The sequence below is a fragment of the Bacillus sp. FSL L8-0528 genome, assembly GCF_038593085.1.
Lineage (GTDB): Bacteria > Bacillota > Bacilli > Bacillales > Bacillaceae > Bacillus > Bacillus paralicheniformis.
Genome location: NZ_CP151961.1, coordinates 1,205,501 through 1,222,687 on the forward strand (window position 1 = coordinate 1,205,501; position 17,187 = coordinate 1,222,687).

Here is a 17,187-nt window from a genome sequence, read left to right on the forward strand (position 1 = left end):
GAAGGAAGTGTTTCTCCGCCCGATGCCGCCTTTCTCTCAGCGTTTTCAATCAACCGCGCGCCCTTATTGCACATTCACATTCGGTCTCAGATTCACCTGATAGTCCACCTCGACATCCATCTTCTCCCAACGATTCAGCCACGCTTTGTCGCTTATCGGCTTTGTAAACGGAAACAGCGCTTCACCGCCGACTTCAAGCGGATCAACCCGAATGTTTTGCATGTCCTTTATCATGTCCGCTGTTTTCTTTTCCAATTCGGATTCCACATCATGGACAAGTGCGCTGAACTCGCTTTGATCCTGCAGGTTTTTGTCGCCTGTGTATTCTTCAAGGCCCGCGTTTATGCTGACTTTCATTGATAAAGCTGTATTGTTTTGATTCAAGTCAAATGTGACGGTTGAGCGGGCTTGGCCGATTACGATTGACAAGCTGGGAATCGTGAGGAACTTCAGATACCTGTTATTGTTGATCAGCTGAAAAATTTGATCGTCTATGCCGGTCAGTGTCTTCACGAATTTGTCGTTTCGGAAAAGTCCTGTTCCTTCATATGTGAACTGGTTACCATCGGTTCTGAAAACAGGTACGTAAGGATCTGAATAGTGGGTGTACAGCTGGTTTTTGAATTGATGCAGGTTGACGATGCTCATTTCACCCTGGTTGGCTCTTTCAAAATGCCTTAACGTCTGATAAAGATAAAAGTCAAAATTCTCGCTTTGCTTCAATTCGCTCAGTATATATTTGTCAAAATCGCCGTTGACGACGATGAGATAAAGGCGGGGGCCGATTTTCGGGTCTGACAGAAGCGTGTTGATAATCGGAAGTATGCCTTTGTCGGCGAGATTTTCTTCGATCATCACCATTCTCAGCTGCCCGTTTTTCAGCTCGTTGTAATAATTTAAATTAAACCGCTTGCCGACTTGTTTGATCATATCGACTTCGGTGCTGAACAGCCGCTTTTTTTCAAGGTCCACCGGAGGGACGGTGGTGCTCATTGAGATCTTTCCTTTTTTTCCTTCTTTGATGTACCAAAAGGTAACCGGTGAGATTTCTTCAATCTCATTGTTTTCAACAAATGGAGAGCAGCCCTCAATCGTCATGAAAATTACAAGTGCGATACAGCAGTTTAATATGAGGCGTTTTCCGCTGATCATTGCATGCGCCCCTTTCGTTTTCCGGCGATGACAAGAATAGCCGGAATCAATGCGTAAGTGACGGCTCCGATGGATACTTCGATCAAAAACCACATATCTTGCTGCTTTCCGGATTGCCAAAACCAGGTGCTTAACACGAGCGAACATCCCATGAGAAATATAAAGCTGAACAGAAATCCTCTTCGCGTCACAGGCTTGGCCATCCTTTTAAACAAAATGCGGAGGCCTCCATAAAAGCAGAGCAAAAAAATCGCGATCACAAACGCAAAATGAAACATATGGGCAGACAGAAGAAACGTATCGATCCGCTCCAAAATCGGCGACTGCAAATAGCGGAGCATGTTTATCACCGGAAAAACGGTTTCCCGCAAATAAGAGGAGCCGTAGAAAAATAATGCACCGATAAACAAAAACAAATATTCGAAGAGTGAAATCGCATTACCGACCGATAAACATTTCAGCACATTAGCTTCCTTGCTGAACCACGGAGCCAGACAAATCAAATACTCGGGACTGGAAAAAGAAGACCACATGACGAGCAGCGCCTTCCAAGAATGTTCAGTCCAGTCAAAAGGAATCAACGGATATAAAAGGAAGCGATCGGGGGTATGTAAAACCTGATAAAAATGAACACGATCCAAAATGATGACATAAAGGCAATGATGACAAAGCGCATCGTATTTTCCATGCCGCGGGAGGCCGCATATCCGCTGATCACCAGAATCAAGATCACAAGCCAGTTGATATTGATGGCGGGAAAGATGAAGTGTCTCACCGTTTCGGCGTAGCTTGTGATCATGATCGCGATCTTTAACGCGAGCTGAATTAAGCCGATCAGGATAAAAAAGCGCAGCTTGCGTTCGCCGAAGAGAGCGGCGAAGCCTTCATAGCCTTTTGCGGCCGCTGGAGAAGACATCCATTTGGACAACAGGTACAAGTTGAACTGTGACAGCATTCCGACAGCGAGCATAACGAACATCATGTAAGGATGAACGAGATACATCGGCAGAACCAAGATGAAAAAAAGGACTTGCATACGATTGGCGATAAGGGTGATGTAAATTCCGCCGAGAGGCCGTGTCTTGTGAAATAATTGAAAAGAACTCAAGCCGTTTCATCTCCTTTTAACGTACCGCCACTTTTGCAGGGGATGCAGATATTCGGGGCGCTTTTTCAGCCAGATCAAAGGACTTCGTATAAAAAGATCGAGCCAATCGCGCCAATATAACGGAGTAATCGGCGCAAAATAAGGCTGCTTGAGAGAAGTGAGCCCGTTCAAATGAACAAACAGCCCAATCATGCCGAAGATCAATCCGAAAAAACCGAGGCAGGCGGAGAACACGAGCATCGTAAAATGAATCAAAGTGTGCCCTTTAGCTACGATGTAGTTGGGCACCAAAAATGACGCGACCGTTGAGATACCGACCAAAACGATCAGTACTTTGCTGACAAAGCCGGCCTGCACCGCCGCTTCTCCAATCACTATCCCCGAGATAACCCCCAATGTTGAACTTGATTTTGTCGGCATCCGCACGCTGGCTTCCTTAATAATTTCAATGAGAGCAGCATAAGGACCGCTTCCCAAAACGGGGTGAACGGCACTTTGCTCCTTGATTCGATCAGCACATAAAGGATCTGGAGCGGAAACATATGATAATGATGAGTCGACAAAGCCACATAAAAAGGAATTAGCAAAATAGACAGAAAAAAACTGGCGTAGCGCAGCATTCTAAAAAAGCTGGCAACCGGCCAGCGCGTCGTATAATCTTCAGCGGAGTGAAAAAGGTGAAAAAACGTGATCGGCGCATGTAATACAAACGGGGTCTGATCGACCAAAATGGCGACTTTGCCAATGCTTAAATTGTATGCGGAAATGTCGGGACGCTCGGTCTGCTGGAACTGCGGGAAAATCGAATGATGATGATCTTCAATCAATTCAGTGAGCTGTGCGGAATCGAAGATCATGTCAAAATCGGTTTCCGCGATTTTTTTTCTGGCTTCCTCAATCAATTCCGGATTGGTTAATCCGGCAATATAAACGATAACAACAGATGTTTTGCTGAGCGAACCGACCGTCAGCCTTTCCGCTTTTAAATTGGTTAAAGGCAGCCTGCGCCGCAGCAAAGAAAGATTGACGTCGAGCTGTTCGGTAAAACTGTCTTTCGGACCGTACATCACCGTTTCGGTTTGAGACGGTTCGATCTGCCGGCCGACCCGATTTTCAAGCGGGATTGCAAACCACTGCTGCCTGTCCGGATCATGGATGATGATCGAACCGGACATCAGCCACTCTTTTGCGCTTTCTAAAGATACGATCGGTTCAACGTGCAAAACAAAGGTTTTTAAACAGCGATATATTGACTCTTCTTCGGCGCTCATGATCAGAGGCCTGATGATCGATTGCTGCAGCATGACCCGATCAATGATGGTATGTAAATAGTAAAATACTGCTTTTTGTCCGCCTTTTGTTTCATGCTCTTCGATCACCGCATCAGCCATACCGGCGGTGGCGTTAAGAAGGGCATCTTTCGTAATGGGAGCGCTTCGCAATCCGGCTCCCTTTCTTTTATATTTTCGAAACATGGACATCCCTCATCAGCGATTGATCAATGCCGGGTTACCGGATGTCCTTATTGTGCTCGCTGCTTCTCAGGTTTATGCGGACAGAAGCCGCGTTCCCACAGGATCAGGTAAACAGCGAGGCGCCGAGGTAGGCGGCAAGCCCCCACATGACAGCCGCCGATCCTTTATTGAACAAGGTCATTACGAACCCTTGCGAATCGAGCTGTTTGAGAAGTCTTCCCGCTGCGGCAAGTCCCAGGAACCATAGCCACGAAACGATCATGCATGCACAGGTGAACAGCCAAAGATCCGCTCCTTCATACGCTAAAGAGTTCGTGCCAATCACGCCGACGATATCGAGCAAGGCGTGCGGATTTAAGAGCGATACGGCCGCAGCAAAAGCGATTTGCTTTTTGGCCGGCATAGCTTCGGACGCGTTTCCTACCGCCGGTTTGCTCCTCCATGTGATCCATCCCATATAAATGAGAAACAGAAATCCTCCGGTCAAAAGGACAAATTTAACTTCGGGAAGGCCGGCGACAGCCGCGGAAATACCTGTGACTGCCAGTATAATCAGGAGAGAATCGCACAACGAGGCGGAGATCACAAGCGGCATGACACGCCAAATGCTCGATGATGCGGCCCCTTGCTGAAAAATCAGGACATTTTGCGCGCCGAGCGGCAAGATCAGTCCAAAAGCGAGAATCATTCCGTGAATAGCTGCGTTCATTACTGCAAAAACCCCTTTCATTCAAAACATCCGTTTTATTGTAGAGCAAGAAGCGGGGAATGTCTCCGGCCATTTGGCTGGTCTAATTGCCCAGCCAAATGCTATCTTTTAAAAAAGGAGCTGAACATGAAGTGCGCAGACAGCTGAACAGACATTCAGACGTTCCGTTATACCAGCAAATCGAACAGATCATAAAAGAGAAGATTTTACAGGGCGAATGGCCGGCCGGGACGAAAATCCCTTCACAACGCAAGCTGGCCTCCATCTTTCAAGTGAATAGAAGCACGGTTACCGCGGCTCTGGACGAGCTGACAGCCCAAGGATTTCTTGAAGGCAACCGGGGCGGAGGCACAAAGGTGGCCAATCAAACATGGTCACAATTGACGGCGGGGCCGCCGCTTGACTGGACGAGTTATGTACGTTCGGGGATTCACCGTCCCAATTCAATGACGGTTCAGGAAATTAACAGGCAGGAGTTTACAGAAGGGATCATCAGGCTCGGCACAGGTGAATTGGCGCCTGAACTGCTGCCCTATCAACAGATGGAAGAGATTCTTCACGGCGCTGCATCTGATAGGCTGATGCTCGGGTATGAAGAACCGAAAGGAAGCCGCTATACAAGAGAGGTGCTGGCGGAGCATCTGGGCCGGAAGGGTGTGCGTGTGTCGGCCGACTCGATTCTGATTGTCTCCGGAGCGCTCCAGGCGCTGCAGCTCATATCGATCAGCCTTTTGAAGCGGAGAGCCGTCGTGTTGACGGAAAAGCCGTCATACCTATACTCGCTGCACGTTTTTCAATCGATGGACATGCGGCTTTGCGGGCTTCCCATGGATGCCGGGGGATTAGACCCGTCCGTCATTCCGGCGGAAAAAAAACGGCATGGCGCCGATTTGCTGTACACGATTCCGTCATTTCACAATCCGACGGGCAAACTGATGTCGGAAAACCGGAAGCGCGAGCTGATTCAAATGAGCAAGCGGCTGTCGCTCCCGGTTATTGAAGATGACGCATACGGCGACTTGCGGCTTGACGGTCCGCCGTCATCGCCGCTGAAGGCCATGGACAGAGAAGGCAGCATTCTTTATGTCAGTACACTATCGAAAACCGTCAGCCCCGGCCTTCGCATCGGCTGGGTCGCAGGCCCGGAGCCCGTCATCGAGAGGCTGGCCGATATTAAAATGCAGACTGACTACGGATCAAGTTCATTGTCGCAATGGGCGGCTGCAAAATGGCTTTCAAGCGGACTTTATGATGAAAATCTCAGCCGGATCAAAGGCGAACTGAGACAAAGGCGGGATGAGGCGCTCCGGTGTCTTGAGAACTATTGCAGAGGAATCGCCCGCTGGGAAAAGCCTTCAGGCGGGTTTTACATTTGGGTCACATTTCTAAAGCCGCTCTCGCTCAGCGTTTTGTTCGAACAAGCATTACAGAAAAACATCCTCATCAATCCCGGCACCCTCTACGATAAAGAAGCCAAATACAGCATCAGATTGTCCTATTCGTACGCCTCTTTGCCAGAGCTTCGCTACGGCATTCAAACGATCGCAGAACTCGCTGGGAAGCTCATGTGAGTTCCGGCTGTACCGGCTGCTGAAACCGACGTTCAGCAGCCGCCCCGCTTTATTTCAGGCCTCGGGTTATTTAAAAACAGTCCAAAAAATTCCATTAACATATCATTCAAGAAACTATTGATTCATATTAGCAGATGAATTTGCGGCAGAGAAAATCTTCATGTTGCCTCATTGTGAGAAACGTCCTATTTTTCTGAATCTTATTGACATGCCGGTGTCACAAAATATACACTTTTTTTGTCATTGAAAATGATAATCTTTATCAATTGGAGGAATGCTTTCTATGCCTGTACAAACGAGTTCTAAAAATCAAGTGTTTTTGGAGCAGCAAAATAGAAGAGAGTCTAATGCGCGTTCATATCCGAGAAGATTTCCGCTCGCCATGCAAACCGCGGAAGGCGTCTTGGTGACTGATGCGGATGGAAAGCAATATTATGACTGCCTGGCAGGAGCGGGGACGCTTGCGCTTGGTCATAATCATCCAGTTGTGATTGAAGCGATTCAAAAAATGATTGATGAAAAACGCCCGCTGCACACCCTTGATATCACTTCGGAAATCAAAGAAGAGTTTGTCAGCGAAGTATTTGCAAGCCTTCCTGAGGCGTTTGCCAAACGGGCGAAGATCCAGTTTTGCGGTCCGACCGGCGGTGATGCGATCGAAGCCGCTCTCAAGCTTGTCAAAACGGCAACGGGGAGAAGAACCATCTTGTCGTTTCACGGCGCCTATCATGGAGCAACTCACGGAACGATGGCGCTGAGCGGTAATTTATCACCAAAGGAAAATGTCCAGGGACTCATGCCTGATGTGCATTTCCTGCCATATCCGTATGAATACCGCTGCCCGTTTGGAAGAGGAGGAGAGGCGAGCCACAAGCTGTCGAGCGCATATATCGAAAATATGCTGGATGATCCGGAAAGCGGAGTTTTACAGCCGGCAGGGATGATCTTTGAAGCCGTACAAGGAGAAGGAGGCTCAGTTCCGGCTCGGGCTGAATGGATAAAAGAAATGAGAAGAATCACAAAAGAACGCGGAATCCCTCTGATCATTGATGAAGTGCAGACCGGCATCGGCAGAACCGGAAAAATGTTTGCGTTCGAGCACGCCGGCATTATACCGGATGTCATCGTCCTTTCAAAAGCGATCGGCGGAAGCCTTCCTCTGTCTGTCGTCATCTATGATCAAGACCTTGATCAGTGGGGACCGGGAGCGCACATCGGTACATTCAGAGGGAACCAGATGGCGATGGCGGCCGGAAGTGCAACGTTAAAATATATAAAAGAGCACGATGTACTATCACATGTAGAAAAAGTCGGCGCGAAGCTCATGCAGGAATTGCAAGACATTCAGGAACACGTTCCTGAAATCGGCGATGTCCGGGGACGGGGGCTGATGATCGGCGCCGAAATTGTCGCACCGCATAAAAAACGAAACGCTAACGGCAGCTATCCGGCTGATGCGGAGCTTGCAAGCGTGATTCAAAGAAAATGCTTTGAAAAAGGACTGATCGTTGAAACGGGAGGCCGCCACGGAAGCGTGATCCGCTTCTTGCCGCCGCTCATCGTAACAGAGGCGCAAATCGACGATATCATCACGATCTTCAGAGAGGCCGTCTATGAAGCAGTCAAGTAAACAGAAAAACTTTGATTCCCTGTTTATGCACAACGGTGAACAGGGGATCAAAGCATACCGTGACGCGGCCGAGGCCGCTATAGAGACGCTGTGGGCCGATTGGAAGAATAAATCGAAGCCCTACAGCGGGAAGATGCCGAATGAATTAAAGCACGAAATTAAAAACTTGTTTTCGTTTAAGGAAGCTGGGGAACCGCTTTCGGATGTTCTTAAGGATCTGAAAGAAGCCTATTTGCCGCACCGGATTCATGTTGAAGATCCAAAATGCGCCGCACACCTGCACTGTCCGCCGCTCATCCCGGCACTCGCTGCAGAGATGCTGATCAGTGTGCTGAATCAGTCGATGGATTCGTTTGATCAAAGCGGAGCGGCTTCATTGATCGAGGAAGAAATGGTGCAGTGGCTTTGCCGAAAGTTCGAGTACGGAAAGGATGCTGACGGAACATTTACGAGCGGAGGCACACAGTCTAATTACATGGGGCTTCTGTTGGCTCGCGATGCTTTCTGTGAAAAGCAGTGGAACTGGAACGTACAGAAGGACGGACTGCCGCCGGAAGCGAACAGGCTGCGGATCCTCTGTTCAAAGGATGCTCATTTTACCGTGAAAAAGTCGGCTTCCCAGCTCGGACTCGGAGAGCGCGCCGTCGTACTCGTCGATACAGATGATGAAAAGCGGATGAGCCTTTACGATTTAAAGCGAAAAACAGCGCTACTGGAGAAATCGGGCTTACATCCATTTGCGATTGTTGCCACATGCGGTACGACAGACTTCGGAAGCATTGATCCGCTTTCCGATCTTGCGGATGCCGCGCATGCCGGCGGGCTTTGGCTTCACGTTGATGCCGCGTATGGCGGGGCGTTGATTTTGAGCAGAACCCGCCGCTATAAATTGGCCGGGATCGACAGGGCCGACTCCATCAGCGTCGACTTCCACAAGCAGTTTTATCAGCCGGTCAGCTGCGGCGCTTTTCTTGTCAAAGACAGAAGGCATTTCCGCTTGATTGGTTATCATGCCGATTATTTAAATCCTGAAGAGGATGAAGCGGAGGGAATCGTTCATCTCGTCAATAAATCGATTCAGACGACGAGGCGTTTTGACGCTTTAAAGCTGTTTGTCTCGCTGCGTGTGCTTGGAGAAGATACATTCGCCGAGATGATTGACTGGACATTCGCATTGGCCGAAGCGGCAGCGGAAAAAATCTCCGCAAGCGATCGGTTCGAACTGCTGAATCCGCACCCTGAACTGAACGCTGTCGTCTTCCGCTGCCTCGCCTCAGAAGAGGACGCAGAGAACGACCGTTTGAATAAATGTATCCACAGAGAATTGTTCAGAACGGGACAGGCGGTGATCGCCAAGACGGCAGCAGCCGGGAAAACGTATTTAAAATTCACGCTGCTGAATCCGCGGACGACGCTTTCGGATCTTGACGACATTCTCGGCAGGATTCAAGAGCTGGCAAGTCTTTATACGAATAGCAGGAGGGTAACAAGATGAGTTCATTTAAAGAAATAGCAGAAAACGCTACGATTCAAAGTTTTTTAAATTGCTATTTGCGTGAAACCGGCATCAAAACCCGTGAGATCGCGGACGGCTCTCAAAAAACGCTGATTGTCCCGCTAAAACGCCAGCAAATCGAGCTGATCGTTCCGATCAAGTACTGGTCGAAGACGGGAAGGCACCTTTTCTCATTTCCGCTTTACTATCAAACAACCCAAAACAAGCCGCTTCCGCTCGACTATGTCACGCTCGTCTCCCTCGCTTCAAAAGAATTGCTTCTTCAGCAAAACCGCGGGGGTGCCGAGGATGAATTCATGCTCAGAGTCATTTTGAGCTGCCGCAATATCAGCCGTTATGTTGAAGAACGGGCCGGTGATCAAAATGAGCTTAGCCGCGCTGATTTTACGTTTATCGAAGCGGAGCAGTCGCTCTTGCTCGGCCATCTGATGCACCCGACGCCAAAAAGCAGGCAGGGCATGAAACCTGAAGAGGAAAACATTTTCTCACCTGAATTGAAAGGGGAGTTTCAGCTTCATTACTTTAAGGCGCATGCCTCGCTCGTTCTGCACGATTCAAGTACAGGAACAAAAGCGCCGCTAGTCATCCAAGAGGAATTGAAGAACGATTCGATGATTGATAACGCGTGGCTGGACGAGCAAACGGCCGATCCGGATTTTGCGCTTCTTCCCGCACACCCGCTCCAGGCGAGAGCCCTGCTGGAGGAGCCGTATGTTCAAAAATTGATCGATCAAGGCCTCCTTACATATCTCGGTGCAAAGGGCCGGACGTTCACGGCGACATCCTCCGTCCGCACGGTTTACAGTAAGCACTCGCGCTATATGTACAAATTCTCGGTCCCGATCAAAATCACGAATTCGCTTCGTGTGAACAAGCAGAAAGAATTGGACAGAGGTGTTGAAATGGCCCGGCTGCTTCAGACAGAACTCGGTCAAAGGTTAAAACAGGAGTTTCCGGGCTTTCGCGTTATCACAGATCCTGCCTACATCTCGATTCGGGGGGAGAACGGGGAGTCCGGCTTTGAAGTCGTGATCAGGGAGAATCCGTTTTATGAAGATGACCGTTCTGCCAGTCTGGTCGCCGGGCTTTGTCAAGATCACGCCTTTGGGAAAGAGTCACGGCTGTCCTCTGTTATCCGCGGGCTTGCATTAAAAGAAGGGCGGACGACGGAAGAAGTGAGCATCGATTGGTTTGACAAATATTTATCCATTTCGCTTGAGCCTGTTTTATGGCTGTTTGAAACATACGGGCTGGCGATTGAAGCGCACCAGCAAAACGCCGTTATCCGCTTAAAAAACGGCTATCCGGAGACGTTTTACTACAGGGATAACCAAGGCTATTACTACAGCGAATCAAAAGCCGGGATTCTTTCCAAGCTGATCGAAGGCTTAAGCGAAAGGAGCGAGACGATCTGCTCGGACGGCGTGGCTGTTGAGAGATTGCGCTATTATTTCTTCTTCAACCATCTGTTTGGGCTGGTGAACGGCTTTGGCTGCGAAGGGCTGATCCGGGAAGAAACGCTCCTGTCCATGATCAGAGAGCGGCTTGAAAAAGCGGAACAAATTTACGGCATCACTGAGTTGACGGACAGCCTGCTTCGGTTTTCGGAGCTTCCGTGTAAGGCCAATCTGCTGACGAGATTTTACGACATGGATGAGCTGACGGGCTCGCTTGAAACCCAGTCTCGCTATACGTCTGTCGGCAATCCGCTGTTAAAGGAGGCGGCGGCCGTCCAATGATTGACCGGATCACATTTCAAAAAGCGGACTATGCAAGAGACGTATCGCTCGTCTACCGCTGGATGCAGGAGGAGCATGTCATCCCGTTTTGGCATTTAAACATGCCGTTTGCAAAATTTGAAGCCCATTTTCACAAGGCCATCACAGACCCCCACCAAACGCTGTACATCGGCTCTATCGACGGTGTGCCGATGAGCTACTGGGAGTCGTACTGGGTCAAGGGGGACGTCATTGAACACCACTATGACAATGAACCTTTTGACCAGGGCATCCACCTGTTGATCGGAGAAAAAGAGTACTTGGGAAAAGGGCTAGCCCTTCCGCTTTTAAAAGCGATGGTCTGCATGCAATTTGCCGAGCCTAAGACAAAAAAGGTCATCGCAGAGCCGGATATCCGCAACAAAAAAATGATTCATGTTTTTGAAAAATGCGGGTTCCGCCCGATTAAACCTGTGAATCTCCCTGATAAAACCGGATTATTGATGTTTTGCGAACGAGAACGTTTTTTTGAAAAGGAGAAAAAAAATGAACTCTACAAAGAGACCCACTGATGTATATGATGTCATCGGCGTCGGCATCGGGCCGTTTAACCTCGGTCTTGCCGCATTAGCCGATTCCGTGTCTGAAATTAATGCGCTGTTTTTTGAACGGAATGAAAGCTTTAACTGGCATCCCGGCATGCTGATTGAAGGGACGACACTGCAGGTGCCGTTTTTGGCCGACTTGGTGAGCATGGCCGATGTGACAAGCGAATACAGCTTTTTAAACTATCTCCAGCAGCATAACCGTCTGTATTCATTTTATTTTCTGGAAGACTTTCATATTCCGAGAAAGGAATACAACCACTACTGCCGCTGGGTGGCAGAACAGCTCGACTCGTGCCGCTTCGGGATGAATGTTGAAAGCATATCGCTCATTGAATCGAATCCGGAGGCACTTTTTAAAGTGCGGGCCGCGAATCGGGAAAACGGCGGGGAAGCCGTATATTACGCGAAGCATATTGCGCTTGGCATTGGGACGGGCCCGCACGTTCCCGAAACGCTCTCAGACGCTTTGGGGGGCTCGGTGTTCCATTCAGCTGAGTATTTAATGAGAAAGCCCGGCGGATTTAAAGGGAAAAGGGTGGCCGTCGTCGGCTCCGGTCAAAGCGCGGCCGAGGTGTTTTATGACCTGGTCGGTGAAGATGAAGCGGAGCATGTCAGCTGGCTCACCCGCTCAAAAGGCTTCTTCCCGATGGAATATTCGAACCTCGGGCTCGAATATTTTTCGCCTGACTATATCGATTTTTTCTATCAGCTTCCGCAGTGGAAAAAAGATGAATTGCTAACACAGCAGGGTCTGCTTTATAAAGGAATCAGCGCGAAGACGATCAGCGATATTTATCATCTTCTGTATGAGCGGACCTGCGGAGGGCGGGAAGCGGCTTTTGATCTTCAGTCCATGACAGAAGTCGAGCAGATCGAACAGCATGGGGAAACGCTGATTCTGCACTGCGCAAACCGGGTGAATGAAGAACGGTTTGAGCGGCAGGCAGATGCGGTCGTCTTGGCGACGGGCTATAAAGAGAGGCTGCCGGAGTGTCTGGCACCTGTTGACAGCCTGATTGAAAAGGACGCGGGCGGCCGCTATGTCATTACGCGCGACTATAGACTGATGACAGCTGCAACATCAAAAAACCATATTTTCGTTCAAAACGGAGAGCTGCACACGCACGGTGTCGGAGCGCCTGACCTGGGACTCGGCGCTTACCGGAACTCGGTGATCATCAATCAGCTAGCCGGGAGAGAAATATACAACGTCAGCCACAAAACGGTTTTTCAGACATTCGGAACAGGAATCGCGGAAAAAACGGCGGTGCCAAACGGCTAATAAAGGAGGCATTTTCATGTTGTTTCAAGATGAATTAAAGAGGGTCCTCAATCCGGACAGGTGGACAGAAGTCAATCGGCGATTGCTGGCGAAGATGCTTTCTGAATATATGTATGAGGATATCATCAAGCCCGATTTCATTGAAACTGAAGACGGGATCAACCGGTATGAGCTGAGAACGGCGGAGGATAAGGTGTACCGGTTTGCCGCCAAACCCCGCATGTTTGACAGTTTTGACGCGGTGCCGGAGACGATTGAAGTCTTCAAGAGCGGACAATGGACAAAACAAGTGAGCGCGATTGAATTTCTCCTCGATATCCAGCCGCATATCCCGATGAGTCCGGAAACAGCGGGGCATTTGATCAAGGAGTTCAACCATACGATGCTGGCGGATGCTCACCTTTTGGCAAAGGATGCGCTTACGGCTGACGAGCTGACTGAAGCCGATTATGCCGTCATTGAAGGCGAGATGACAGGCCATCCGTGGATCGTCTACAACAAAGGAAGAATCGGTTTTGGCTATGATGACTACCTCCGGTTTGCACCGGAAAATCAGAGGGCCGAACGGCTGCTGTGGATCGCTGTACACAAAGAGACCGCGTCATTCCACTCGGTTGAAGGACTCGATTATGAAACGCTGATTCATAAGGAGCTTGATGAGCTGACTTTAAGGCAGTTCGCTAAAGTGATAGAAAAGCAGGGCGCAGCCAGTGAAGACTATTATTATCTGCCCGTCCACGAATGGCAGTGGACAAATACGATCATTCAGCAGTTTCCGGAAGAAATTGCTTCAAAAGCGATCATTCCTTTAGGGGAAGGCGGAGACGACTACCTGCCGCAGCAGTCGATCAGGACCTTTACAAACATCACAAACAAACACAAGCATCATATTAAACTGCCGATGAGCATTTTAAATACGCTTGTATACAGAGGACTGCCGGCGGAGCGGACGGTGATCGCGCCGAGAATTACTGAGCATATTAAAGGGATCGCCAAAAAAGACACATTTCTAAAAGACGAATGCAGGGTGATCCTGCCGGGCGAAAATGCCAGTCTGAACGTTGATCACCAATACTATCATGCTCTTGAAAAAGCCCCGTATCAATATTTGGAAATGCTCGGCGCTATTTTCAGAGAAAGCATTTATACGTATTTGGAAGATGGAGAGCAGCCTGTTACGCTCGCTTCTTTAACATACATTGATCAAGACGGCGTGCCGTTTATCAGGCGCCTGATCGAAAAGTCGGGGCTGTCAGCGGAGGAGTGGATCGGAAAGCTGTTTAACATCGTGATGCCGCCGCTTCTGCATTTCATGTACCGCTACGGAACCGTATTTTCGCCGCACGGACAAAATACGATTCTTGTCTTAAAAGATCATCAGCCGCACAGGCTGGCGATTAAAGATTTTGTAGATGACGTCAATATCAGCGACCAGCCGCTTCCTGAACTGAGCGGTTTGACAGAAGATTTAAAAGCCGTTCTCAGAAGCGAGCCGCCGGAAGGGCTTGTGCAGTTTATCTTTACAGGGCTTTTCATTTGCCATTTGCGCTATGTGGCCAACATTTTGGAAAATGACGGTCTGCTTCCTGAAAAGCGCCTGTGGAAAGCTTTGGCTGATGCGATTTTGGATTATCAGCAGAGATTCCCTGAACTGCATGAGCGCTTCGAATTGTTCGACTTATTCAAGCCGGAATTGACGAAGCTCTGCCTCAACAGAAACCGGATGGTCGACTACGGCTATAAGGACGGCGATGACCGTCCGCACGCCTCCGAATTCGGAAAAGTGACAAACGCGCTTGCGCAATTTAAAAAAGAGGCCGCAAAGCTGTAATGCTCATGCGGCCGAGAATGCCCCGCTTCCGGCGGGGTTTTTTATGTCAATTTCTTATACATCAAAATATGAGGTCCGATCGGCGGTATATCGTAGACCCCGCCTTGTTCGCTGAAGCCGAGCTTTTTATAGTACCCGCTCACAGATGTCCTGGCGTTGCACCACAAAAGGTCTGCGCCTTTTTTCCGAAGAAGCTCTTCGGCATGGCGGATAAGCGTACTGCCCGCTTTTTGCTCGCGGTACCCTTCAAGTGTCGCCATCCCTCTCAGCTGATACTGTTTTTGGCCTTCAAGCTCTGAATGTTCGGCTTTATGAAAGGAGGCGATGCTGATCAGCCTGTCCCGATAATATCCGCCGAGGTGAAACGTGCCCCCGAGCAAATCGGTTTCATACATGCATGCTTCCAGCGGCTGATTCGGCCGGAGAATGCGGTGCCTGATCTCATACGTATCTTCCGCGTTTATTGGTTTGACTTCAATCATATGATTCCTCCTTCAGTTGCAGTTCAGATGAGGCGTGCTGTTGAAATCATGACTGTCATTCCATTATATAACGCTGGCGGAAACGATCAAAGCAGGATGAACACCTTCATCTGATCTGCCTTTAAAGAATCATTTCCCCCGGGAGGCGATCCCTAATCCCTATATCGTAAATGGCGGAATATATCGTCCATCCACATCTGTAAACTGATATTCTTTGGCTAAATCACCAACTCTTAACGCACGTCCGCTTTTCTCCATCACATCCGGATCTTTGGCCAATGCTGTGATTCCGCGTCCGACATAATAAGGCGTTTCGGTTTTCCTTAAATCTTCTGACTCCTGCCAATGCGCCTCATCTGATTCATGGTGCTTCAGCACAAGTTCGGTTCTCATAAATCCCGGCGAAACGGCAAGAACGGCAATGTTGTCCCGTTTTAATTCCAATGAGAGACCGTACGCCATGCGGACGATTGCGTTCTTGGCTAAATCGTAATAAAACTGTCCGGTGTATTTGTTCTCATCCCAAAAGGTCGTATGAATGATAAGAGCTTGTTTATTTTCGCGAAGGAGCGGCACGGCGAAGTGGTTCGTCGCCAGCTGGGCACGCACCCCTGCGGTGAACATCGTATCCCAATTTTTTAATGACAATTCCCAAAAAGGCTTTGCCTCGACACCCAGATCGTGCGCACCCCATACATTGTTGATCAAGATATCCAGTTTTCCTTGTTCTTCGCGAATTTTAGCGATGACAGCCTCTGTTTCTGAATCGTTCGTATGATCACATCTTACAGCAATACCCTTTCCGCCGGAAGCTTCAATTTGTGACACGGTGTCATCAATTGTACCGGGCCATTGATTCGTGGAAGCCCCCCTGATGCTGCGCCCTGTAATATACACGGTTGCACCGGCTTTTCCAAGTTCGACAGCGATGGCGCGGCCGGCGCCTCTGCTTCCGCCTGTTACGAGAGCGGTTTTTCCTTTCAGCGGTTTCATTCATCCCATTCCTTTCATCATAAAAGATATGCTCATTATAAAAGCTGAATCTTGACAACCATTGTCATATTTTATTAAATAAGTTCATCCATTGATAAAAAAGGTGGTCATATGAGAGGAGATCGACTGATATCTATTCTTTTAATGCTTCAGGCACAGGGACAAATGACGGCGAAAGAATTAGCGGAAAGGCTGGAAGTCTCGGAGCGGACGATTTACAGGGATATGGAAGCGTTAAGCGGAGCGGGGATTCCCGTTGTGGCTGAACGCGGGATAAACGGAGGCTGGTCATTGCTTGATGATTACCAAACCACTTTAACCGGTTTAAAAGAATCGGAAATACGCGCATTATTTGTCCCGCTTTCTGAACAATTGCTGGACGATCTCGGATTAACCCGCATATCCGAAGAAGCCCGAAATAAACTGATAGCCTCGCTGCCTTCGGTATATCGTCAAAACGCGAAAGACGTATGGAACCGAATATATATTGATACCCGTGCATGGCGCCATAAGAAAGAAAAAGCAGCATCCTTTGAAGTGCTGAAAGACGCCATATGGAAAGATCAAAAATTAAAAATCGTTTATCAGCGGGCGGATGGACAAACGGCTGATCGAATTGTAGCACCGCTTGGACTGGTAGCTAAAGGGTCAAACTGGTATCTGATTGCATCTAAAGAAAATGGGGAGATTCGAAATTACAGGGCTTCACGCATTCAATCTGCCATTCCTGTTCGCGAAACATTTGAAAGGCCCGAAAACTTTGATATTGCTCACGTATGGCAGTCTTCAACAAAGGAATTTATCGAAAGGCTGCCGACGTATGAAGTGCGGGTGAAGGCGGCGCAGGCCATCTTGCCGAGGCTGTCGTTTACCAATTATTTTGTGCGGATCATCGAAACAAATGAGGTCGATCAGGAGGGATGGATACCCGTTACATTATCTTTTGATACGGAAGAAGAAGCGAAAAGGTATATACTCGGATTCGCAGAGCATATAAGGATCATTGAACCTAAAGAACTGCACGGGAAGATACTCAACATGGCTGAATCCATTGTTGCTCATTATAAATCCTGAAATATTCGCGGCATATGTTACGAACATACAAGAAGACC

16 protein-coding genes are annotated in these 17,187 nt (G+C 48.8%); 8 read left to right on the forward strand and 8 right to left on the reverse strand.

The features are described from left to right. Positions 1–63 precede the first annotated feature (63 nt). The 6 genes from MHI30_RS06040 to MHI30_RS06065 form a co-directional block, all read right to left on the reverse strand. A complete protein-coding gene (locus MHI30_RS06040; protein ID WP_075754928.1) occupies positions 64–1,152 on the reverse strand; it encodes a Ger(x)C family spore germination C-terminal domain-containing protein in 1,089 nt (362 codons plus the stop codon). Beyond that, the gene (locus MHI30_RS06045) at positions 1,149–1,685 is read right to left on the reverse strand and encodes a GerAB/ArcD/ProY family transporter (protein WP_237562656.1); all 537 of its coding nucleotides are present in this window, start codon (positions 1,683–1,685) and stop codon (positions 1,149–1,151) included. The genes MHI30_RS06040 and MHI30_RS06045 overlap by 4 nt, the downstream gene beginning before the upstream one ends. 44 nt (positions 1,686–1,729) lie before the next feature. Continuing rightward, positions 1,730–2,260 (reverse strand): hypothetical protein, encoded by a 531-nt coding sequence (locus MHI30_RS06050; protein ID WP_237562657.1) that lies wholly within the window; start codon positions 2,258–2,260, stop codon positions 1,730–1,732. A gap of 6 nt (positions 2,261–2,266) precedes the next feature. Then, the gene (locus MHI30_RS06055; protein ID WP_237562658.1) at positions 2,267–2,680 is read right to left on the reverse strand and encodes a spore germination protein; all 414 of its coding nucleotides are present in this window, start codon (positions 2,678–2,680) and stop codon (positions 2,267–2,269) included. Further along, positions 2,635–3,735 (reverse strand): spore germination protein, encoded by a 1,101-nt coding sequence (locus MHI30_RS06060; RefSeq protein WP_237562659.1) that lies wholly within the window; start codon positions 3,733–3,735, stop codon positions 2,635–2,637. The genes MHI30_RS06055 and MHI30_RS06060 overlap by 46 nt, the downstream gene beginning before the upstream one ends. 103 nt (positions 3,736–3,838) lie before the next feature. Then, a complete protein-coding gene (locus tag MHI30_RS06065; protein WP_075754930.1) occupies positions 3,839–4,444 on the reverse strand; it encodes a LysE family transporter in 606 nt (201 codons plus the stop codon). Between the two features lie 98 nt (positions 4,445–4,542). Here MHI30_RS06065 and MHI30_RS06070 point away from each other — a divergent pair, with 98 nt between their 5' ends. The 7 genes from MHI30_RS06070 (at position 4,543) to MHI30_RS06100 (ending at position 14,600) form a co-directional block, all read left to right on the forward strand. Beyond that, positions 4,543–6,015 (forward strand): PLP-dependent aminotransferase family protein, encoded by a 1,473-nt coding sequence (locus tag MHI30_RS06070; protein WP_075755006.1) that lies wholly within the window; start codon positions 4,543–4,545, stop codon positions 6,013–6,015. 283 nt (positions 6,016–6,298) lie between these two features. Further along, positions 6,299–7,645, forward strand: coding sequence for an aspartate aminotransferase family protein (locus MHI30_RS06075; RefSeq protein ID WP_075754932.1), 1,347 nt, complete (start codon positions 6,299–6,301; stop codon positions 7,643–7,645). Beyond that, positions 7,629–9,140 (forward strand): aspartate aminotransferase family protein, encoded by a 1,512-nt coding sequence (locus MHI30_RS06080; protein WP_075754934.1) that lies wholly within the window; start codon positions 7,629–7,631, stop codon positions 9,138–9,140. Before MHI30_RS06075 ends, MHI30_RS06080 begins: the two co-directional genes overlap by 17 nt. Then, positions 9,137–10,900, forward strand: a complete 1,764-nt coding sequence (locus MHI30_RS06085) for an IucA/IucC family protein (RefSeq protein WP_075754936.1) — start codon at positions 9,137–9,139, stop codon at positions 10,898–10,900. Before MHI30_RS06080 ends, MHI30_RS06085 begins: the two co-directional genes overlap by 4 nt. Beyond that, positions 10,897–11,451: a GNAT family N-acetyltransferase gene (locus MHI30_RS06090; protein WP_075754938.1), complete on the forward strand. Its 555-nt coding sequence runs from the start codon at positions 10,897–10,899 to the stop codon at positions 11,449–11,451. Before MHI30_RS06085 ends, MHI30_RS06090 begins: the two co-directional genes overlap by 4 nt. Continuing rightward, entirely contained in the window at positions 11,426–12,769 is a 1,344-nt protein-coding gene (locus MHI30_RS06095) for a lysine N(6)-hydroxylase/L-ornithine N(5)-oxygenase family protein (protein WP_075754940.1), read from the forward strand. Before MHI30_RS06090 ends, MHI30_RS06095 begins: the two co-directional genes overlap by 26 nt. Positions 12,770–12,785: 16 nt before the next feature. Beyond that, complete coding sequence (locus MHI30_RS06100; RefSeq protein ID WP_075754942.1) at positions 12,786–14,600, forward strand: IucA/IucC family siderophore biosynthesis protein; 1,815 nt, start codon at positions 12,786–12,788, stop codon at positions 14,598–14,600. A 41-nt stretch (positions 14,601–14,641) separates the two neighbouring features. On the opposite strand, the gene MHI30_RS06105 is transcribed toward MHI30_RS06100, so the two are convergent. Together MHI30_RS06105 and MHI30_RS06110 are read right to left on the reverse strand one after the other, a co-directional pair. Next, positions 14,642–15,082, reverse strand: a complete 441-nt coding sequence (locus MHI30_RS06105; protein ID WP_075754944.1) for a GNAT family N-acetyltransferase — start codon at positions 15,080–15,082, stop codon at positions 14,642–14,644. 159 nt (positions 15,083–15,241) lie between these two features. Next, entirely contained in the window at positions 15,242–16,075 is an 834-nt protein-coding gene (locus MHI30_RS06110) for a dehydrogenase/reductase SDR family member 1 (protein ID WP_075754946.1), read from the reverse strand. Between the two features lie 111 nt (positions 16,076–16,186). On the opposite strand from MHI30_RS06110, the gene MHI30_RS06115 reads away from it, so the two are divergent. Next, a complete protein-coding gene (locus tag MHI30_RS06115) occupies positions 16,187–17,149 on the forward strand; it encodes a YafY family protein (RefSeq protein ID WP_075754948.1) in 963 nt (320 codons plus the stop codon). Positions 17,150–17,187 lie beyond the last annotated feature (38 nt).